The sequence below is a fragment of the Pseudomonas sp. IT-P253 genome (genome assembly GCF_949768125.1).
In the GTDB taxonomy this organism is placed as follows: domain Bacteria; phylum Pseudomonadota; class Gammaproteobacteria; order Pseudomonadales; family Pseudomonadaceae; genus Aquipseudomonas.
In genome coordinates this window covers 38,518-55,462 of sequence record NZ_CATKPT010000014.1, presented here as the reverse complement: position 1 = coordinate 55,462, position 16,945 = coordinate 38,518, and the positions used below count along the sequence as shown (strand labels likewise).

Annotated in this window: 19 protein-coding genes; 9 read left to right on the top strand and 10 right to left on the bottom strand. The window is 59.3% G+C overall.

What is annotated here, in order from left to right; genetic code table 11:
• The gene (locus tag ACM6IR_RS09810) at positions 1–474 is read right to left on the bottom strand and encodes a WbuC family cupin fold metalloprotein (protein WP_414907532.1); all 474 of its coding nucleotides are present in this window, start codon (positions 472–474) and stop codon (positions 1–3) included.
• Positions 475–478: 4 nt separating this feature from the next.
• On the bottom strand, positions 479–1,036 hold the full coding sequence (locus ACM6IR_RS09805) for a hypoxanthine-guanine phosphoribosyltransferase (protein WP_414907531.1): 558 nt from the start codon (positions 1,034–1,036) through the stop codon (positions 479–481).
• Between the two features lie 164 nt (positions 1,037–1,200).
• Between ACM6IR_RS09805 and upp the strand changes: the two genes are divergently transcribed.
• Positions 1,201–1,839, top strand: coding sequence for a uracil phosphoribosyltransferase (gene upp, locus ACM6IR_RS09800; protein ID WP_218438477.1), 639 nt, complete (start codon positions 1,201–1,203; stop codon positions 1,837–1,839).
• A 2-nt stretch (positions 1,840–1,841) separates the two neighbouring features.
• Positions 1,842–3,116: a uracil-xanthine permease family protein gene (locus ACM6IR_RS09795; RefSeq protein ID WP_414907530.1), complete on the top strand. Its 1,275-nt coding sequence runs from the start codon at positions 1,842–1,844 to the stop codon at positions 3,114–3,116.
• Between the two features lie 106 nt (positions 3,117–3,222).
• Here ACM6IR_RS09795 and hemH read toward each other — a convergent pair whose 3' ends face one another.
• Both hemH and ACM6IR_RS09785 read right to left on the bottom strand, forming a co-directional pair.
• Positions 3,223–4,245 (bottom strand): ferrochelatase, encoded by a 1,023-nt coding sequence (gene hemH, locus ACM6IR_RS09790; protein WP_414907529.1) that lies wholly within the window; start codon positions 4,243–4,245, stop codon positions 3,223–3,225.
• Between the two features lie 13 nt (positions 4,246–4,258).
• Positions 4,259–5,161 carry a TIGR01777 family oxidoreductase gene (locus tag ACM6IR_RS09785; RefSeq protein ID WP_414907528.1) on the bottom strand — a complete coding sequence of 301 codons (903 nt, stop codon included), beginning with the start codon at positions 5,159–5,161 and terminating at the stop codon, positions 4,259–4,261.
• A gap of 196 nt (positions 5,162–5,357) precedes the next feature.
• Between ACM6IR_RS09785 and ACM6IR_RS09780 the strand changes: the two genes are divergently transcribed.
• The 7 genes from ACM6IR_RS09780 (at position 5,358) to ACM6IR_RS09750 (ending at position 11,251) form a co-directional block, all read left to right on the top strand.
• Positions 5,358–6,344, top strand: coding sequence for an NAD(P)/FAD-dependent oxidoreductase (locus ACM6IR_RS09780; RefSeq protein WP_414907527.1), 987 nt, complete (start codon positions 5,358–5,360; stop codon positions 6,342–6,344).
• 224 nt (positions 6,345–6,568) lie between these two features.
• Complete coding sequence (locus ACM6IR_RS09775; RefSeq protein ID WP_414907526.1) at positions 6,569–7,528, top strand: YbgA family protein; 960 nt, start codon at positions 6,569–6,571, stop codon at positions 7,526–7,528.
• A complete protein-coding gene (locus tag ACM6IR_RS09770; protein WP_414907525.1) occupies positions 7,528–8,469 on the top strand; it encodes a MerR family transcriptional regulator in 942 nt (313 codons plus the stop codon). Before ACM6IR_RS09775 ends, ACM6IR_RS09770 begins: the two co-directional genes overlap by 1 nt.
• 21 nt (positions 8,470–8,490) lie before the next feature.
• A complete protein-coding gene (gene phrB, locus ACM6IR_RS09765; RefSeq protein WP_414907572.1) occupies positions 8,491–9,936 on the top strand; it encodes a deoxyribodipyrimidine photo-lyase in 1,446 nt (481 codons plus the stop codon).
• Positions 9,929–10,051, top strand: a complete 123-nt coding sequence (locus tag ACM6IR_RS09760) for a hypothetical protein (protein WP_414907524.1) — start codon at positions 9,929–9,931, stop codon at positions 10,049–10,051. Before phrB ends, ACM6IR_RS09760 begins: the two co-directional genes overlap by 8 nt.
• A complete protein-coding gene (locus ACM6IR_RS09755) occupies positions 10,048–10,830 on the top strand; it encodes an SDR family NAD(P)-dependent oxidoreductase (protein WP_414907523.1) in 783 nt (260 codons plus the stop codon). The genes ACM6IR_RS09760 and ACM6IR_RS09755 overlap by 4 nt, the downstream gene beginning before the upstream one ends.
• 115 nt (positions 10,831–10,945) lie before the next feature.
• Complete coding sequence (locus ACM6IR_RS09750; protein WP_414907571.1) at positions 10,946–11,251, top strand: YkgJ family cysteine cluster protein; 306 nt, start codon at positions 10,946–10,948, stop codon at positions 11,249–11,251.
• Between the two features lie 142 nt (positions 11,252–11,393).
• Here the strand turns inward: ACM6IR_RS09750 and ACM6IR_RS09745 are convergent, their stop codons facing one another.
• From ACM6IR_RS09745 to hemA, 6 genes are all read right to left on the bottom strand, one after another.
• Entirely contained in the window at positions 11,394–11,912 is a 519-nt protein-coding gene (locus ACM6IR_RS09745; protein ID WP_414907522.1) for an acyloxyacyl hydrolase, read from the bottom strand.
• A gap of 125 nt (positions 11,913–12,037) precedes the next feature.
• The gene (murI, locus tag ACM6IR_RS09740) at positions 12,038–12,829 is read right to left on the bottom strand and encodes a glutamate racemase (RefSeq protein WP_414907521.1); all 792 of its coding nucleotides are present in this window, start codon (positions 12,827–12,829) and stop codon (positions 12,038–12,040) included.
• On the bottom strand, positions 12,822–13,577 hold the full coding sequence (locus ACM6IR_RS09735) for a molybdopterin-synthase adenylyltransferase MoeB (protein ID WP_414907520.1): 756 nt from the start codon (positions 13,575–13,577) through the stop codon (positions 12,822–12,824). Before ACM6IR_RS09735 ends, murI begins: the two co-directional genes overlap by 8 nt.
• A complete protein-coding gene (prmC, locus tag ACM6IR_RS09730; protein WP_414907519.1) occupies positions 13,571–14,401 on the bottom strand; it encodes a peptide chain release factor N(5)-glutamine methyltransferase in 831 nt (276 codons plus the stop codon). The genes ACM6IR_RS09735 and prmC overlap by 7 nt, the downstream gene beginning before the upstream one ends.
• A complete protein-coding gene (gene prfA, locus ACM6IR_RS09725) occupies positions 14,402–15,484 on the bottom strand; it encodes a peptide chain release factor 1 (protein WP_414907518.1) in 1,083 nt (360 codons plus the stop codon). It lies immediately after the preceding gene.
• Entirely contained in the window at positions 15,481–16,770 is a 1,290-nt protein-coding gene (gene hemA / locus ACM6IR_RS09720; RefSeq protein ID WP_201120535.1) for a glutamyl-tRNA reductase, read from the bottom strand. The genes prfA and hemA overlap by 4 nt, the downstream gene beginning before the upstream one ends.
• Positions 16,771–16,945 lie beyond the last annotated feature (175 nt).

Sequence of the window (16,945 nt, the reverse complement as noted above, 5' to 3'; positions counted from 1 at the left end):
TCAGGTGAACTGCGCGCGCATCCACACCTGATATTCAGCCACACCAGGCTCGCCTTCACGCGGCGCCCAGTGAGCAAGCTCACCCTCACCGACTGGACGATAAGGGCCGGCCTTGCACTCGAACATCAGGCTGTCCGCTTCCAGTACCACCAGGCTATGGAACACACCGGCTGGCAGGTCCACGCCGAGACAGTCGCCACCGGCCTGCAGGATATGTTTGCTCAGCACCCCGCCAGACTCATCGAAGATCAACACACCCAGTCGCCCTTTGAGGACCAGCAAGGTTTCAGCCTTGTTTTCCCCCACGTGCCGGTGAGGCGGGATATAGGTGTCGGGCTGCAAGCCAACCACCATACGATGGCAGGCGTCTTCCATCTGATGGAGGTTGTGATGCTGACGCCCGCGAGGATTGGCTGCCGCTTTCTCGGCCAATTCAGCGAACAGGGTTTGATCAAGAAAGCTCGTCGCGGTCATGTTCTTACAGGCCTTTAACGGCAAAAATCCCGTTGGCGTTACGCCAGTAGCCTTTGTAGTCCATGCCGTAACCGAAGATATAACGGTCGATGCACGGCAGGCCGACGAAATCGGCTTTCAGGTCCGGGCGAGCCTTGCGGTCGTGGTCCTTGTCGATCAGCACGGCGGTGTGCACTTTGCGCGCGCCGGCGTGTTTGCAGAAGTCGATGATCGCGCCCAGGGTGTGACCTTCGTCGAGGATGTCGTCGATGATCAGCACGTCACGGTCGATGAACGAAACTTCCGGCTTGGCTTTCCAGAACAGATCGCCGCCGCTGGTTTCGTTGCGATAACGGGTAGCGTGCAGGTAGGACGCTTCCAGCGGGAAGTGCAGATGGGTCAGCAGCTTGCCGGCAAAAATCAGGCCGCCGTTCATCACACAGAACACCACCGGATTGCTGTCGGCGAGTTGTTCGTTGATGTGTGCACCGACGCGGGCGATGGCCGCCTCGACTTCAGCTTCGCTGTACAGGCGGTCAGCTTCTCGCATGATTTGACGGATATGGTCGAGATCAGCGGACATGGCGCTCTCCAGGGGGGTGGCGGATAAGGAAAAGCGGGCAAAGGTACGCATCCCGCACCGCCAGATCAAGCGTTTGTGGACTAACGTACTTGATGTCTATAGGACTACACCCTCGGATAGATTAACCTAGGCCGGTTTTTTTGCCCGCCGCCGGAGCCTTTCCCATGCCCATCCTCGAGATCCGCCATCCGCTGATCCGTCATAAACTTGGCCTGATGCGCCGTGCAGACATCAGCACCAAGAATTTCCGTGAGCTCGCTCAGGAAGTCGGCGCCCTGCTGACCTATGAAGCCACCAAAGACCTGCCGCTGGAAACCTACGATATCGAAGGCTGGTGCGGCACCGTGTCGGTCGAGAAAATCGCCGGCAAGAAAATCACCGTGGTACCGATCCTGCGCGCCGGTATCGGCATGCTGGAAGGCGTGCTGAGCCTGATCCCGGGCGCCAAGGTCAGCGCCGTCGGCGTGGCCCGCAACGAACAAACGCTGCAGGCTCACACGTATCTGGAAAAACTGGTCCCGGAAATCAACGAACGCCTGGCGATGATCATAGACCCGATGCTCGCCACCGGCAGTTCCATGGTCGCCACCATTGACCTGCTGAAAAAGGCCGGTTGCCGCGACATCCGCGCGATGGTGCTGGTGGCCGCGCCGGAAGGCATCGCCGCTGTAGAAAAGGCTCACCCGGACGTGACCATCTACACCGCTTCCATTGACGAAAAACTGAACGAACACGGTTACATCATCCCAGGCTTGGGCGATGCCGGTGACAAGATCTTCGGCACCAAGCAGAAGGACGCGTGAGCATGCAGCAAGAGTTCAACGATCCGCTCTGGCGCACGGTGCTGTCTGGTGCACAGATGCTGTTCGTGGCCTTCGGCGCCCTGGTGTTGATGCCGCTGATTACCGGCCTCGACCCGAACGTAGCGCTGTTCACCGCAGGCCTGGGGACGATTCTGTTCCAGATCGTCACCGGGCGTCAGGTGCCCGTGTTCCTGGCGTCGAGCTTCGCCTTCATCACCCCGATCATTCTCGCCAAGGGCCAGTTCGGCCTCGCGGCGACCATGGGCGGTGTGATGGCGGCCGGTTTCGTCTACACCTTCCTCGGCCTGGCGGTGAAGATCAAAGGCACCGGTTTCATCGACCGTTTGCTGCCACCGGTGGTGATTGGCCCGGTGATCATCTCCATCGGCCTGGCCATGGCCCCCATCGCCGCCAACATGGCGATGGGCAAGGCGGGCGACGGCACTGAGCTGATCCATTACCAAACGGCGATGCTGATCTCGATGCCCGCCCTGCTGACGACGCTGATCGTCGCCGTGTTCGGCAAAGGCATTTTCCGCCTGGTGCCGATCATTTCCGGGGTGCTGGTCGGTTTTGTCATGGCGTTCTACTTCGGCGTGGTCGATACCGCGAAGATCGCTGCCGCACCGTGGTTCGCGATTCCGCACTTCACCGCACCAGAGTTCAACTGGCAGGCGATTCTATTCATCGTTCCAGTGGCGCTGGCTCCGGCCATCGAGCACATCGGCGGCGTGATTGCCGTGGGCAGCGTGACCGGCCGCGATTACCTGAAAAAGCCGGGTTTGCACCGTACCCTGCTCGGCGATGGCATTGCCACCACGGCAGCCGGTTTGTTTGGCGGTCCGCCTAACACCACCTACGCCGAAGTAACGGGCGCGGTGATGCTGACCAAAAACTACAACCCGAAAATCATGACCTGGGCGGCGATTTTTGCCATCAGCCTGGCGTTTATCGGCAAGTTCGGTGCGCTGCTGCAAAGCATTCCGGTGCCGGTAATGGGCGGGATTCTGTGCCTGTTGTTCGGTTCGATCGCGGCGGTAGGCATGAACACGCTGATTCGCCACAAGATCGACCTGGCCGAGGCGCGCAATCTGGTAATTGTATCGGTGACGCTGGTGTTCGGGATTGGCGGCATGCTGGTCGGCACCGGCACGGGTCCGGACGACTTCGGCCTCAAAGGCATCGCGCTGTGCGCGGTGGTGTCGATTGCGCTGAACCTGCTGCTACCGGGTAATGACAGCTGGAAGCACAAGAAGGCGAATGAGCCGTTGTTGTAAGCCAGCCTCAAGAATGCTTTCGCGGGCAAGCCTCGCTCCTACAGGTTTTGTGTCATCTCAAAGAACGACGCAATCCTGTAGGAGCGAGGCTTGCCCGCGAAGACTTTTAAAGGGCCAACGGTGCCCTTTCGCACAAGGCACTCAACGCCCGCGCCCACTGCGGGTCATCGTTGAGGCAAGGCACCAGCACCAACTCCTCCCCCCCCGCCTCGCGGAACTGCTCCAGCCCGCGATCACCGATTTCTTCCAGCGTCTCGATGCAATCGGCGACGAACGCCGGGCACATCACCAGAATCTTTTTCACGCCGCTATTGGCCAGTTCTTCAAGGCGCGCTTCAGTGTAGGGTTCGATCCATTTCGCCCGGCCCAGACGCGACTGAAACGACACTGACCATTTGCCCTCCGGCAAGCCCATGCGTTTGGCAAATTGCGCCGCGGTGCGCAAACACTGGCCGCGATAACAGGTCGCAACCACTTCCGGCGGCGCATCGGCGCAGCAATCGCCTCCGCCTTCGAAACTGTGACCCGGATTGAGCTTCTTCAGATGCCGCTCCGGCAAGCCATGAAAGCTCAGTAACAGGTGATCGAAACCCTGCTCCAGATAAGGTCTGGCGCTGGCCACCAATGCATCGAGGTATTCCGGCTGATCGTAAAACGGTTGAAGAATCGATAACTGCACATCGAGTTTCTTCTCCCGTACCACTCGCTTGGCCTCCTCGATTACCGTGGTCACCGTACTGTCGGCAAACTGCGGATAGAGCGGCGCGAGGGTGATTCGCTTGTGGCCCTGCGCGATCAGCTGCAACAGTTTCGATTCAATGGACGGCTCACCATAACGCATCGCCAACTCAACAGGGCCACGGGCCCAGTGTGTGGTCATGGCCTGTTGCAGGCGACGGCTGAGCACCACTAGCGGCGAGCCCTCCTCCCACCAGATTGACGCGTAGGCATGGGCCGACTGCTCCGGACGCTTGATCAGGATGAGCGAGACCAGTAAACGTCGCACCGGCCAAGGCAAGTCGATCACATACGGGTCCATCAGAAATTGGTTGAGGTAGCTGCGCACATCCGCCACCGAGGTGGAGGCAGGTGAGCCCAGGTTGACCAGAAGCAATGCGTGATCGGTCATGCAACGTCCTATTTCAGAGGCGGCTGGACAGGTCGTCCAGAGCCGCGCGCAAATCAGTGAACTTGAAAGTGAAACCCGCTGACAGTAAACGAACCGGTGTGGCGCGCTGCCCTCCCAACAACAGCAAAGACAACTCGCCCAGGCCCACCTTCAACGCGAAGGCCGGCATGGGCAGGAACGCCGGGCGGTGCAGCACACTGCCCAACGTCTTGGCGAACTCGCGATTGCGCACCGGTTTGGGCGCGCAGGCATTATAAGGACCGCGGGCATTAATCTGATGCAGGAGAAAATCAATCAGGGCGATTTGATCGTTGATATGGATCCACGGCATCCACTGCCGACCATTGCCGACAGGCCCGCCCAGCCCCAGTTTGAACGGCAGCAACAACCGCGACAAAAAGCCGCCCTCGGCGGACAACACCAGCCCGGTGCGAATCAGGATGACGCGCATGCCCAAGGCTTCGGCACGCTGGGCGGTTTCCTCCCAGGCAATGCACAACTGACTGGCGAAATCTTCGTTGACCGGAGGCGAGTCCTCGGTCAGTTCTCGCTCCCCCCCGTCACCGTACCAACCGACTGCAGAACCGGAAATCAACACCGACGGTTTCTGCTCGCGGCTTTCGAGCCAGGCCAGCAGGGTTTCGGTCAGGGTGATCCGGCTGCTCCACAACAACGCTTTGCGCCTGTGAGTCCAGGGTCGGTCAGCAATGGGGGCGCCCGCCAGATTGATAATTGCATCGACCGGGTCCTGACCGATGTCCTCGAGCCGGGCAATGCCACGCACTGGGGCGCCACAGATTTTCGCGACTTTTGCAGGCTTGCGACTCCAGACCGTCAGTTTATGTCCCTGACTCAACCAGAGCCGGCAGAGCTGACGTCCTATCAAACCAGTACCGCCGGTCAGCAATATGTGCATGACTTCTTCCTCGCGTGGCGTTTTACCTTGATCACTAGTCTATTTTTATAAGCAGGGATCTTTGGTATCGGGCAGGCTCTGTGATTAACAATAGGCCAACCTGTCAGAACGAGAACGCTAAAAGTTATACCAAAAAACATTATTGTACAGGTTTCAACCACGGCGTAGTCTGTACAGAAAGGTAAACGAGGCCCCTATGACTGTACCTATCGCAATCATCGGCACCGGCATCGCCGGACTCTCAGCCGCCCAGGCCCTTACGGAAGCCGGGCATGTCGTTCAACTTTTCGATAAAAGCCGCGGCAGTGGCGGACGCATGTCAAGCAAACGCAGCGATGCGGGGGCTCTGGACATGGGCGCACAATATTTCACCGCACGCGATCGTCGTTTTGTCACTGAAGTCCAGCGCTGGCAAGCCAATGGCTGGGTCGCCGAGTGGACGCCACTGCTCTACACCTTCCACGGTGGCCAGCTCAACCTGTCCCCGGACGAGCAAACGCGCTGGGTCGGCACGCCGCGCATGAGCGCCATCACCCGTGGCCTGCTCGGCGACCTGGAAGTGCATTTCGCCTGCCGTATCACCGAGGTCTATCGTGGTGAAGAACACTGGCATCTGCAGGACGCCGAGGGCTTCACGCATGGTCCGTTCAGTCATGTGGTCATCGCCGCGCCGGCGCCTCAAGCGACCGCACTGCTGGCCTCCGCGCCGAAACTTGCCGGTGCCGCTGCCGGGGTAAAAATGGACCCGACCTGGGCGGTTGCACTGGCGTTCGAGACACCACTGGATACCCCTATGGAAGGCTGCTTCGTGCAGGACAGTCCGCTGGACTGGCTGGCTCGCAACCGCAGCAAACCAGGGCGCGACAATACGATGGATACCTGGGTGCTGCACGCGACGAGCGCCTGGAGCCGGCAACATATCGATCTATCCAAGGAAGCCGTGATCGAACAGTTGCATGGCGCATTTGCCGAACTGCTCCACAGCGCCATGCCCGCTCCGTCCTTCAGCCTCGCCCATCGCTGGCTCTACGCCCGCCCCGCCAGCAGCCATGAATGGGGGGTGTTGGCAGATGCTGATCTGGGTCTGTATGTGTGTGGTGACTGGTGCCTGTCCGGCCGTGTCGAAGGCGCCTGGCTCAGCGGACAGGAAGCTGCCCGTCGCCTGCAAGCGCATCTGCAATAAACCGCATCTGGCTACATGGCTGGAAATAGATCTTGTGGGAGCCTGCTCACGAAGCAGCCAGCGCGGTCCGGCAGTCCCACTGCGTAATCGTTCTTCGCGAGCAGGGTGCTGTTACCGTCTGAAAAACCTATACAAACAATTTGACTTGTACACCTTTGAATCTATGATGAACTCACGTTGTACAGAAATTAAATTCTGTACAGGTTTGGATTCGAGGTACTCCGATGCCCCACGCCAGCGTAAAACCGAAAATTGCCATCAGCGCCTGCCTGATGGGTGCCGAGGTACGCTTCAACGGCGGGCATAAGGAATCGCGCTTGTGCAGCCGCACGCTCGCGGAGTATTTCGATTTCGTTCCGGTGTGCCCGGAAGTCGCGATCGGCCTGGGTATCCCTCGACAACCGATCCGATTGGTCGGCGACGCTGAACATCCCGAAGCTGTGGGCACTGCTCAGCCCAAACTGAATGTCACCCGGCCGCTCGCCGACTATGGTCAGAAAATGGCCGCCGAGCTGGGCGACATCTGCGGCTACATTTTCATGCAAAAATCTCCGTCGTGCGGCCTGGACCGGGTCAAGGTCTATCAGGCCAACGGTGCGCCGGTCGATGGCGGTGGTCGTGGCATCTACGCCCAGGCTTTCTGCACGCTGCACCCGAACTTGCCGGTGGAAGAAGACGGCCGTCTCAACGATCCGGTGCTGCGGGAAAACTTCCTTACCCGCGTACTCGCCTACAACGCCTGGCAGCAATTACTGCAAGAAGGCCTGACCCGCCGCGCACTCGTCGAATTTCATTCGCGCTACAAATACCTGCTGATGGCCCACCACCCGGAGCAATACAAAACCCTGGGCAATCTGTTGGGCAACATGGGCCAGACTGACCCGAAAGAACTCGGCCCACGCTATTTCGGCGAGCTGATGGCCGCCTTGAAAAAATGCGCCACGCGCCGCACCCACACCAACGTACTGCAACACCTCAGCGGTTACCTGAAACAGGTCATCAGCACAGAAGACAAACAGGAAGTGCAGCACGTCATCGGCCAGTACCGCCACGGCATCGTGCCGCTGGTGGTGCCGTTAACGTTGCTCAAACACTACTTCCGTCAACACCCGGATCCGTACATTGCGCAACAGGTTTACCTGCAACCGCACCCGGAAAGCCTCAGCCTGCGAAACGCAATTTAATGAAAACCCCACTCGACACCAGCGCCAGTGAAGACCTTGGCACCGACTTCAAAAAAGCGCTCGACGAAGGTTGGCTGCCGATCCGTGAAGTTGCCCGGCAGACCGGCGTCAACGCCGTTACCTTGCGCGCCTGGGAACGGCGCTACGGGCTGATCGTGCCGCAGCGCACGCCCAAGGGGCATCGACTGTTCAGTGCCGAACACGTGCAACGCATCCTGACGATCCTCACCTGGCTCAACCGTGGCGTGGCCGTCAGCCAGGTCAAACAGCTACTCGACACCCCGCACGCCTTTACCGAATCCATCGAAAGCGATTGGCAGGTTCTGCGCCAGACACTGCTGCAAGCGGTGACCCATCTGAACGAACGCACCCTCGATGACACCATCAACCAGGCGATCGCGTTGTATCCGCCGCGGACCTTGTGCGAACAACTGCTGATGCCGTTGCTGGCGAAACTGGAACAACGCTGGCAGGGCCAGTTCGGTGCGCAGATGGAGCGCGTATTTTTTTATTCCTGGTTACGCAGCAAATTCGGCGCACGCATCTACCATAACAACCGTCAGTTACGCACCGCGCCGCTATTGTTGATCAATCACTCGGACCTGCCACTGGAACCTCATCTGTGGCTCACCGCGTGGCTGATCAGCAGCGCAGATTGCCCGGTGGAAGTGTTCGACTGGCCGTTGCCGACGGGCGAACTCGCGCTGGCGATCGATCACCTGCAAGCCCGTGGCGTACTGCTGTATTCCAGCAAAGCCATGAACCTGTCGCAGTTGCCGAAACTTTTGAATGGTGTCCGCTGCCCGATAATGATTGTCGGACCAACGGTACGCATCCACCACGCCGAGTTGACCGTAAAAACTTCAGAAATCGCTGATTTGTTCCTGGCCGAAGATTCCTTATCGGCGCATCAGAACCTGGTTCAGCGCGGGTTTATTTAAATGAGTCGTGCCGGCACTTCCATGCAATTGATCTGGCTGCGCAGCGACTTGCGCCTACATGACAACACCGCCCTCTCGGCCGCCACAGCCCGCGGACCGAGCGTGGCGGTGTATCTGCTGAGCCCGGAGCAATGGCGGGAGCACGATGATGCGCCCTGCAAAGTGGATTTCTGGCTGCGCAACCTGAGTGAGTTAAGCCGCGCGCTGGATGAACTGAACATTCCCCTGCTGATCCGCACGGCCTCTCGCTGGGATGAAGCGCCGAACGTTTTGCTAGACCTGTGCCAGCAAATGAAGATCGACGCGGTACACGTCAACGAGGAATACGGCATCCACGAAAGCCGTCGAGATGCAGCGGTGGCCGACAGGCTGAAAAGCAACGGCATCGACTTCAACAGCCACCTCGACCAGTTGTTGTTCAAACCCGGAACCGTGTTGACCAAGACAGGCACCTATTTCCAGGTTTTCAGCCAGTTTCGCAAAGTTTGCTACGACCGCCTGCGGCATTCATTGCCGAATCGAGTATGCGCGCCCATGGCACAATCGCGGCTGAACATCGACAGCGATGAAATCCCCTTGCATGTCGAAAGCTTCGAAACGCCCAGCAACACCTTGCGCGCCCTCTGGCCCGCCGGTGAAGCAGAAGCCCGGCGCCGCCTCGACACCTTCGCCGATACCCGGATCGACGCCTACAAAAGTGAGCGCGACTTCCCGGCTAAACCGGGCACCAGTCAGCTGTCGGCCTATCTCGCGGCGGGGGTGATTTCTCCACGCCAGTGCTTGCACGCGGCCCTGCAAAGCAATCAGGGCGAGTTCGAAAGCGGCAAGGTCGGCGCGGTTACCTGGATCAACGAACTGTTGTGGCGCGAGTTCTACAAACACATTCTGGTGGGCTACCCGAGAGTTTCCCGCCACCGCGCCTTCCGCCCGGAAACCGAAGCCCTGGCCTGGCGCGACGCCCCCGAAGAACTCGCCGCCTGGCAGGAGGCGCGCACGGGTTTGCCCATCATCGACGCGGCGATGCGCCAACTGCTCGAAACCGGCTGGATGCACAACCGCCTGCGCATGGTGGTGGCGATGTTCCTGACCAAGAACCTGTTGATCGACTGGCGTGAAGGCGAGCGCTTTTTCATGCGGCATCTGATCGATGGCGACCTCGCGGCGAACAACGGCGGCTGGCAGTGGAGCTCGTCCACCGGCACCGACTCGGCGCCCTACTTCCGGATTTTCAACCCCCTCAGCCAATCAGAAAAATTCGACAGCGAAGGCCTGTTCATCAAGCACTGGCTACCGAAACTGACCGGTCTGAACAAAAAAGAACTACACAATCCGGCGGACCTCGACGGGCTGTTCGGCGTGGCGGATTATCCAGCGCCGATCGTTGATCTGAGCGCCTCCCGCGTCCGTGCATTGGCTGCGTTTAAAAACCTGCCATCGAGAATAAATGCCGGAGGTGGTTATGAATGATTCCCTGTGGCATTTTGCCCTGCAGTTTGAGGACCTGAACGCAGGGGCACTACTTTACGAACATGTACCCAAATTGGGTCGGGCGATTGCCTGGCTGAAATGGAGAATGGGATGAACCTTACACCCCCACGACGATATTGGTTGACCGGTGCCGGCAGCGGCATTGGCGCCGCGCTGGCCGAGGAAATCCTGAAAACCGGTGCCCACCTGGCTGTCAGTTCTCGTTCGTTGGCGCCACTAAAAGTCTTGTCCCAACGCTATCCCGGGCAAGTGCTGGTGGTGGCCGGTGATTTGACCAACAGCCAGACCGTACGCGAAATCGGCGAGCAAATCGCTGAAGACTGGGGTTCGCTGGACACGGTGATTCTCAATGCCGGTACGTGCGAATACGTCGACGCCAGGCAGTTCGATTCGTCGCTCGTCGAGCACGTAGTGCGCACCAATCTGCTGGCCAGCAGTTATTGCATCGAAGCCGCTCAGCCCCTGTTACACAAAGGCATCGCGCCGCACTTGGTGGGTGTCGCCAGTTCAGTCACCTACTTGCCGTTGCCAAGGGCGGAGGCGTATGGCGCATCGAAGGCGGGGCTGCGTTATCTGTTCGAATCATTGCGCATTGACCTGGCGCCCGAAGGCATCGAAGTCACCGTGGTCAGCCCGGGCTCTGTCGAGACGACGCTGACCGCGAAAAACGATTTCCCGACGCCGCTCAGTTGGCCGGTGGGCAAAGCCGCGCAGCACATCTTCGCCAAACTGAAAAATCGTCCGTTGGAGATCGCATTTCCGGCGCTGTTCATGGCGGCCCTCTGGCCGCTGTCAAAAATGCCCAACGGGGCGAAACTCGCCATCGGCAAACGCATGGTGCGCAGCAGTCCGCCGATCAAGGATGTGCCGTGAACATCGCAATTATCCGCTTCTGCATCATGGCACAGCGTTTGGTCGGCGGTAGATGCTGCTAAACGTCCGTCAGACCTTTCACATTCCCGCAGCCCACTGCCTTACACTGCGCGCCATGAAGACCATTCCCCACACGCAAATCGCCGAACCGGCGATCACTTGCTCGACTTGCGCAGCCTGTTGCTGTCAGCTCGAAGTGATGCTGATCACCGACACTGGCGTGCCCGAACGTTTTATCGATACCGATGATTGGGGTGGGGAAGTCATGCTGCGCCTGGATGACGGCTGGTGCGCCGCGCTGGATCGCAACACGATGATGTGCACCATCTACGAAAAACGCCCGTTGATCTGTCGGGAGTTCGAGACGGGCGCGCCGGAATGTATCGACGAGCGCCAGGGGATTACCACTGCGTATCGCTGAGCTCGAAGCTAACCGAGTACAAGTGGGAACGAGCCGGCTCGCGAAAGCGGTGAACCAGTCGACATCAACATCGACTGACAGGCCGCTATCTTCGGAACGCCGCCCGGAGCCGGCTCGCTCCCACCTTTAAAAACACCCAGTCTTACAATGGCATCGTGTAGTGCAATGCGTAGCTTTCCAAGCCGTCGTTATGAATGCTCATACTTGCATCGGAATAGTGCGTCACACGAACCCCGACTTCATGTCCGCCCGCAAAGCGCAGACCAACGCCGAATCGGTCTTCGAACTGAAAAGCACTCCCGAGGTTTCTGCTTTCAAGTCTGGTATCGGAGAATAAGGCTACGCCAATCCCCAACTCGACGTACGGTTTGACGGTCTGACCGGAAAACTCGTAAACAAACACTGGCGAGAACGACAGACTGTTGTTGCTGTTGGTCTTTTTACCCTCCCAGTAGGTGTAGGCGCCACTCCAGTAACCGGTCAAGCGACCGACGTCACTCTGCAGCCAACTCTTGTCCCAATCGAACTGCATACCCAGTCGATAGGTCATGGTCGAATCGCCGGTCTGGCCGACCCCGAACTCCACGCCTGCCGCCTGTGCGGTAAAACTGTGCCCCGTTAGTGCGGCCGCAATCGCGGCCAAGCAGAATAGTCGCTTCACTAGAAACATCCTTTTCCGAACGATTTTGTATGATTTTTTGTTGCTCAGCAGAGCTAAACCGATAGAAGTCGACGCTTAATCAGAAAGTTACCCCGATAATGACTCGTGTTTCCCCAGTGTTTTATTTATCCCTCGAAGCTTCGCACAATCCCAGAGCTATTCCACAGTGTAGGCAGGATATTTCTGAAATGTTCTGGATCGGAACTCGTCCAGAACTGCGCGGCACGAACAGGCCCCTCGGCCAGTAACTCACGTTCGGCCAACAGGCGCTGAAGTTGCCGCGCAACAGCGGCACCCGTGTCAATCAAGCTGATGTCGTCGGGGATCATCTGCTTAAGCAATGGTTTTAGGAACGGATAATGCGTGCAGCCGAGAATTATCGTGTCGCACCCGACAGCCAGCAGCGGTTCAACATATCTGGCCAGCAACTGGCGCAGGGCGGGACTGTGCAGATCGCCGTTCTCAATCAGCTCCACCAACCCCGGACACGGCTGAGTGATGACCCGCACATCGGTGGCAAAGCGGTCGAGTAATGCGGCGAACTTGGCGCTCTGCAAGGTGCCGGTGGTGGCGAGCACCCCGACGACGCCGCTGCGAGTGGCGGCGGCGGCCGGCTTGACGGCCGGTTCCATGCCGACGATAGGCCACTGGGGATAATCGCGTCGCAGGTCCGCAACCCCGGCGACGGTCGCCGTATTGCAGGCCAGTACCAAAGCCTTGGCACCCTGGCGTTGGAAAAAACCAGCCATCACGCTGCAACGATGGCGGATGAACTCCGGGGTTTTCTCGCCGTAAGGAATGTTCCCGCAATCGGCGACGTACAGCAGCGATTCATTGGGCAGCAAACGCTGAATCTCGGCCAGCACCGAAAGGCCACCGACACCGGAGTCGAACACGCCGATCGGCGCTTCACGCATGCGCAGTACCACAGACACTGCAACCCGGATCACGCTTGACGCGCAATTCACGGAAGCGTGTGCCCAAGGCATCAATCAATAACAGGCGCCCCACCAGCGGCTCACCAAAACCCGCCAAAAGCTTCAGTGCTTCCAGCGCCTGGAGACTGCCAACCAATCCCACCAAAGGCCCCACGACGCCGGCTTCGCTACAGGTCAATTCGGCTTCAGTGCCATGCCCGTATAAACAGTGGTAGCACGGGCTCTCTGGACGGCGCGGGTCAAATACCGACAACTGGCCCTCCAGGCGAATCGCCGCGCCGCTGACCAAGGGTTTGCCGGCGGCCACACACGCGGCGTTGACCGCTTCGCGGGTAGAGAAATTGTCGGAGCAGTCCAGCACCAGATCCACTTCGGCCACGGCGGCGGCCATCGAATCTTCGTCCAGCGCCGTGCGATGGGCAATCAATTGAATCTCGGGATTGATCGCGCTCAAGCGGCGGATAGCCGAGTCAACCTTGCTCACACCCACGCTGTCGGTGTCGTGAATGATCTGGCGCTGCAGGTTGGTCAGGTCGACGGTATCGAAATCCGCCAGATGCAGTTCACCAACCCCCGCGGCCGCCAGGTAAAGCGCCACAGGCGAACCGAGACCGCCGAGACCGACGATCAGCACCCGGCTTTCTTTCAGTCGCAACTGGCCGTCGATATCGACGTGCTGCAACAGAATCTGCCGACTGTAACGCAATAATTCCTGATCATTCAGCACGGTAGGCGCCCCAGACTGATACGTTCGTGACCGCCCAGATCGGTGCGGCTGTGGACGGCTTCAAAGCCTTGGGTCAGCAGCAAATCACGCACTGCCGCGGCTTGATCGTAACCGTGCTCAAGCATCAACCAGCCACCGACTTCGAGATGAGCCGGCGCCTGGGCCGCGATCAATCGCAAATCGTCGAGCCCATCGATGCCGGCCACCAACGCACTGGCCGGTTCGAAGCGTACGTCGCCCTCCACCAGATGCGGATCGGCCGACGCAATGTAGGGCGGGTTGCTAATAATCAGTTGGAAACGCTGACCTTGCAGTGCGCTGAACCAGTGGCTGCTCAGCACGGTGGCGTTGTTCAAGTGCAGTCGCTGACGATTGCGCTCGGCCAGGGCCACGGCTTCCGGTACGCGATCCACCGCAGTGACGGTCCAGGCCGGACGTTCGCTGGCCAGGGCCAACGCAATGGCGCCACTGCCGGTGCCGAGGTCAAGGACCTTGGCCGGGGTCGCGGGCAGCAACTCCAGCGCGGCCTCCACCAACAGCTCGGTGTCGGGGCGCGGGATCAGCGTGTGCGGCGCGACTTCCAGATCGAGTTTCCAGAAACCTTGCTGACCCAGAATGTAGGCCACCGGTTCTCCGCCACGACGACGCTGCAAATACTCGGCAAATATCAGTGCCGCTTCGCTCGGCACGATACGTTCCGGCCACGTGTGCAAAAAGCTGCGGGACTTGCCCAAGGCGGCCGCCAGCAGCAATTCGGCATCCAGGCGCGCGCTGGGCGAATCGGGCAAGTCAGCGGCGCGCAGCAAACTGGCAATGATCGTCATTTACTCACCTATGGCCGCCAATTGGTCGGCCTGGTACTCGGCCAGCAACGGCTCGATCACCGCATCGACACCACCCGCGAGGATTTCGTCGAGGGAGTACAGCGTCAGGTTGACCCGATGGTCGGTGACCCGGCCCTGGGCAAAGTTGTACGTGCGGATCCGCTCGGAGCGATCCCCCGAACCCACCAGCAATTTACGCTCACTGGCGATGGCATTGGCAGCGGCGCTGGTCTGTTGGTCGTTCAGTTTGGCCGACAGCCAGGACATCGCCCGCGCACGGTTCTTGTGCTGGGAACGTTCTTCCTGGCACTCGACGACAATACCGGACGGCAAGTGGGTGATGCGGATCGCCGAATCGGTCTTGTTGACGTGCTGACCGCCGGCCCCCGAGGACTTGTAGGTATCGACCCGTATATCTGCCGGGTTGATCTCGATTGCTTCCTGCTCATCTGGCTCAGGCAACACCGCAACGGTGCAGGCCGAGGTGTGGATGCGGCCCTGGGATTCGGTGGCCGGCACACGCTGTACGCGGTGCGCACCGGATTCGAACTTCAGCTTGCCATAGACGCTGTCGCCTTCGACCCGGGCAATGACTTCTTTATAGCCGCCGTGTTCGCCGATGTTCTCCGAGAGAATTTCTACCCGCCAGCCACGCCGCTCGGCATAACGCGAATACATGCGAAACAGGTCGCCGGAAAAAATCGCCGCCTCGTCACCGCCGGTGCCAGCACGGATTTCGAGGAACACGTTGCGCCCGTCGTTCGGGTCCTTGGGCAGCAGCATGCGTTGCAGGCTGGCTTCAATGTCGATCAGTTGCTCTTTGGCTTCGCGGACTTCTTCCACGGCCATTTCGCGCATGTCCGGGTCGCTGTCTTTTAGCAGTGCCTGAGCACCTTCGAGGTCACCTTGCACTTTGAGCAACTGTTTATAGGTGTCGACAATCGGCTCGACTTCCGCGTACTCCTTGGAATAGGTGCGGAATTTGTTCTGATCGGAAATGACTTCGCCGTCGCCAAGCAAGGCAGTCAGTTCCTCGAAACGGTCCTGGAGGATGTCCAGCTTATTGAGCAGTGACGCTTTCATTGCGGTTTTTTATCCGAAAAGCTATCCGATGAGCCCTCACCGAGGGCAAAGAGTTCCTGGGCCATGGCCAGTGCGTCGAGGCGACCTTCGGCAGAAAGCTTTTTCAACTGCACGCTCGGTGCATGCAAGAGTTTGTTGGTCAGGCCCCGCGCCAGTTGCACCAGCACGTCTTCGGCGCTGCTACCGTTGGCCAGCATGCGCTGGGCTTTCTGCAATTCTTCGTCGCGCATGCGCTCGCTTTGTTGGCGATAGGCCTTGAGCACATCCACCGCCGCCAGTTCGCGCAAGCGGACCATGAAATCTTCGGCGCCGACCGAGACCATCTCTTCGGCCGCCTGGGCCGCACCCTGACGACTCTTGAGGTTCTCTGCGACGACTTCGTGGAGATCGTCGACGCTATAGAGGTAAACGTCGTCCAACTCGCCGACTTCAGGCTCGATATCGCGAGGGACGGCGATATCCACCATAAAGATCGGCTTGTGCTTGCGCAGCTTCAAGGCGCTTTCCACCGCGCCTTTGCCCAGAATCGGCAACTGACTGGCCGTGGAACTGATGACGATATCGCTGCGCACCAGCTCTGCCGGAATGTCCGAGAGCAATACGGCATGAGCGCCGAATTGTTCTGCCAGAATGCTTGCGCGCTCAAGGGTGCGGTTGGCCACGACGATGCGTTTCACCCCCAGTTCGTGCAGGTGACGGGCGACCAGGGTAATGGTTTCGCCGGCGCCGATCAGCAAGGCCTGGCTGCGTTGCAAGTCGCTGAAAATCTGTTTCGCCAGGCTAACCGCGGCAAACGCCACGGACACCGGGTTCTCGCCAATGGCGGTGTCGGTGCGCACTTGCTTGGCCGCATTGAACGTCGCCTGAAACAAACGCCCGAGCAATGGACCAATGGTGCCCGCCTCGCGGGCCACGGCATAGGCCGATTTCATCTGACCGAGAATCTGCGGTTCGCCCAACACCAGCGAATCGAGCCCGGAGGCGACCCGCATCATGTGACGAACTGCCGCATCGTCTTCATGCACATAAGCGCTCGCGCGCAGCTCTTCGAGGCTCAAATGGTGATAATCAGCCAGCCAGCGCAACACGACGTCAGCCGAAAGGTGATCCTGTTCTATATAGAGTTCACTGCGATTGCAGGTGGAGAGGATCGCAGCTTCGCGGCTGTCGGTGAGTCGGCAGAGCTGCTGCAAGGCCTCCACCAGCTGCTCAGGGGTAAAGGCCACGCGCTCGCGGACGTCTACTGAAGCAGTCTTGTGGTTAATACCGAGTGCAAGGAAGGCCATTCAAGGTCGCTGATGGTGACGTGAAGCCGGCAATTGTCCTACTTCGACAGAGCCAGAACAACTACCGCTGACTATTGTCCTGCCAGCTTGCGTTTATAAAGACCTTTTTACAGGAGCGAGCTCGCTCGCGAAGGTCGTTAACGATATCGCGGGCTCACTGGATAAAACGCGTTAT

Coding starts and splice junctions, on each gene's coding strand:
- ACM6IR_RS09770 (WP_414907525.1), top strand. CDS start 7,528: ATGAAAACCCCACTCGACACCAGCGCCAGTGAAGACCTTGGCACCGAC.
- prfA (WP_414907518.1), bottom strand. CDS start 15,484: ATGAAAGCGTCACTGCTCAATAAGCTGGACATCCTCCAGGACCGTTTC.
- prmC (WP_414907519.1), bottom strand. CDS start 14,401: ATGACGATCATTGCCAGTTTGCTGCGCGCCGCTGACTTGCCCGATTCG.
- ACM6IR_RS09785 (WP_414907528.1), bottom strand. CDS start 5,161: ATGCACATATTGCTGACCGGCGGTACTGGTTTGATAGGACGTCAGCTC.
- phrB (WP_414907572.1), top strand. CDS start 8,491: ATGCAATTGATCTGGCTGCGCAGCGACTTGCGCCTACATGACAACACC.
- ACM6IR_RS09805 (WP_414907531.1), bottom strand. CDS start 1,036: ATGTCCGCTGATCTCGACCATATCCGTCAAATCATGCGAGAAGCTGAC.
- ACM6IR_RS09810 (WP_414907532.1), bottom strand. CDS start 474: ATGACCGCGACGAGCTTTCTTGATCAAACCCTGTTCGCTGAATTGGCC.
- upp (WP_218438477.1), top strand. CDS start 1,201: ATGCCCATCCTCGAGATCCGCCATCCGCTGATCCGTCATAAACTTGGC.
- murI (WP_414907521.1), bottom strand. CDS start 12,829: ATGCGTGAAGCGCCGATCGGCGTGTTCGACTCCGGTGTCGGTGGCCTT.
- ACM6IR_RS09775 (WP_414907526.1), top strand. CDS start 6,569: ATGCCCCACGCCAGCGTAAAACCGAAAATTGCCATCAGCGCCTGCCTG.
- ACM6IR_RS09780 (WP_414907527.1), top strand. CDS start 5,358: ATGACTGTACCTATCGCAATCATCGGCACCGGCATCGCCGGACTCTCA.
- ACM6IR_RS09755 (WP_414907523.1), top strand. CDS start 10,048: ATGAACCTTACACCCCCACGACGATATTGGTTGACCGGTGCCGGCAGC.
- ACM6IR_RS09750 (WP_414907571.1), top strand. CDS start 10,946: ATGAAGACCATTCCCCACACGCAAATCGCCGAACCGGCGATCACTTGC.
- ACM6IR_RS09795 (WP_414907530.1), top strand. CDS start 1,842: ATGCAGCAAGAGTTCAACGATCCGCTCTGGCGCACGGTGCTGTCTGGT.
- hemH (WP_414907529.1), bottom strand. CDS start 4,245: ATGACCGATCACGCATTGCTTCTGGTCAACCTGGGCTCACCTGCCTCC.
- hemA (WP_201120535.1), bottom strand. CDS start 16,770: ATGGCCTTCCTTGCACTCGGTATTAACCACAAGACTGCTTCAGTAGAC.
- ACM6IR_RS09760 (WP_414907524.1), top strand. CDS start 9,929: ATGAATGATTCCCTGTGGCATTTTGCCCTGCAGTTTGAGGACCTGAAC.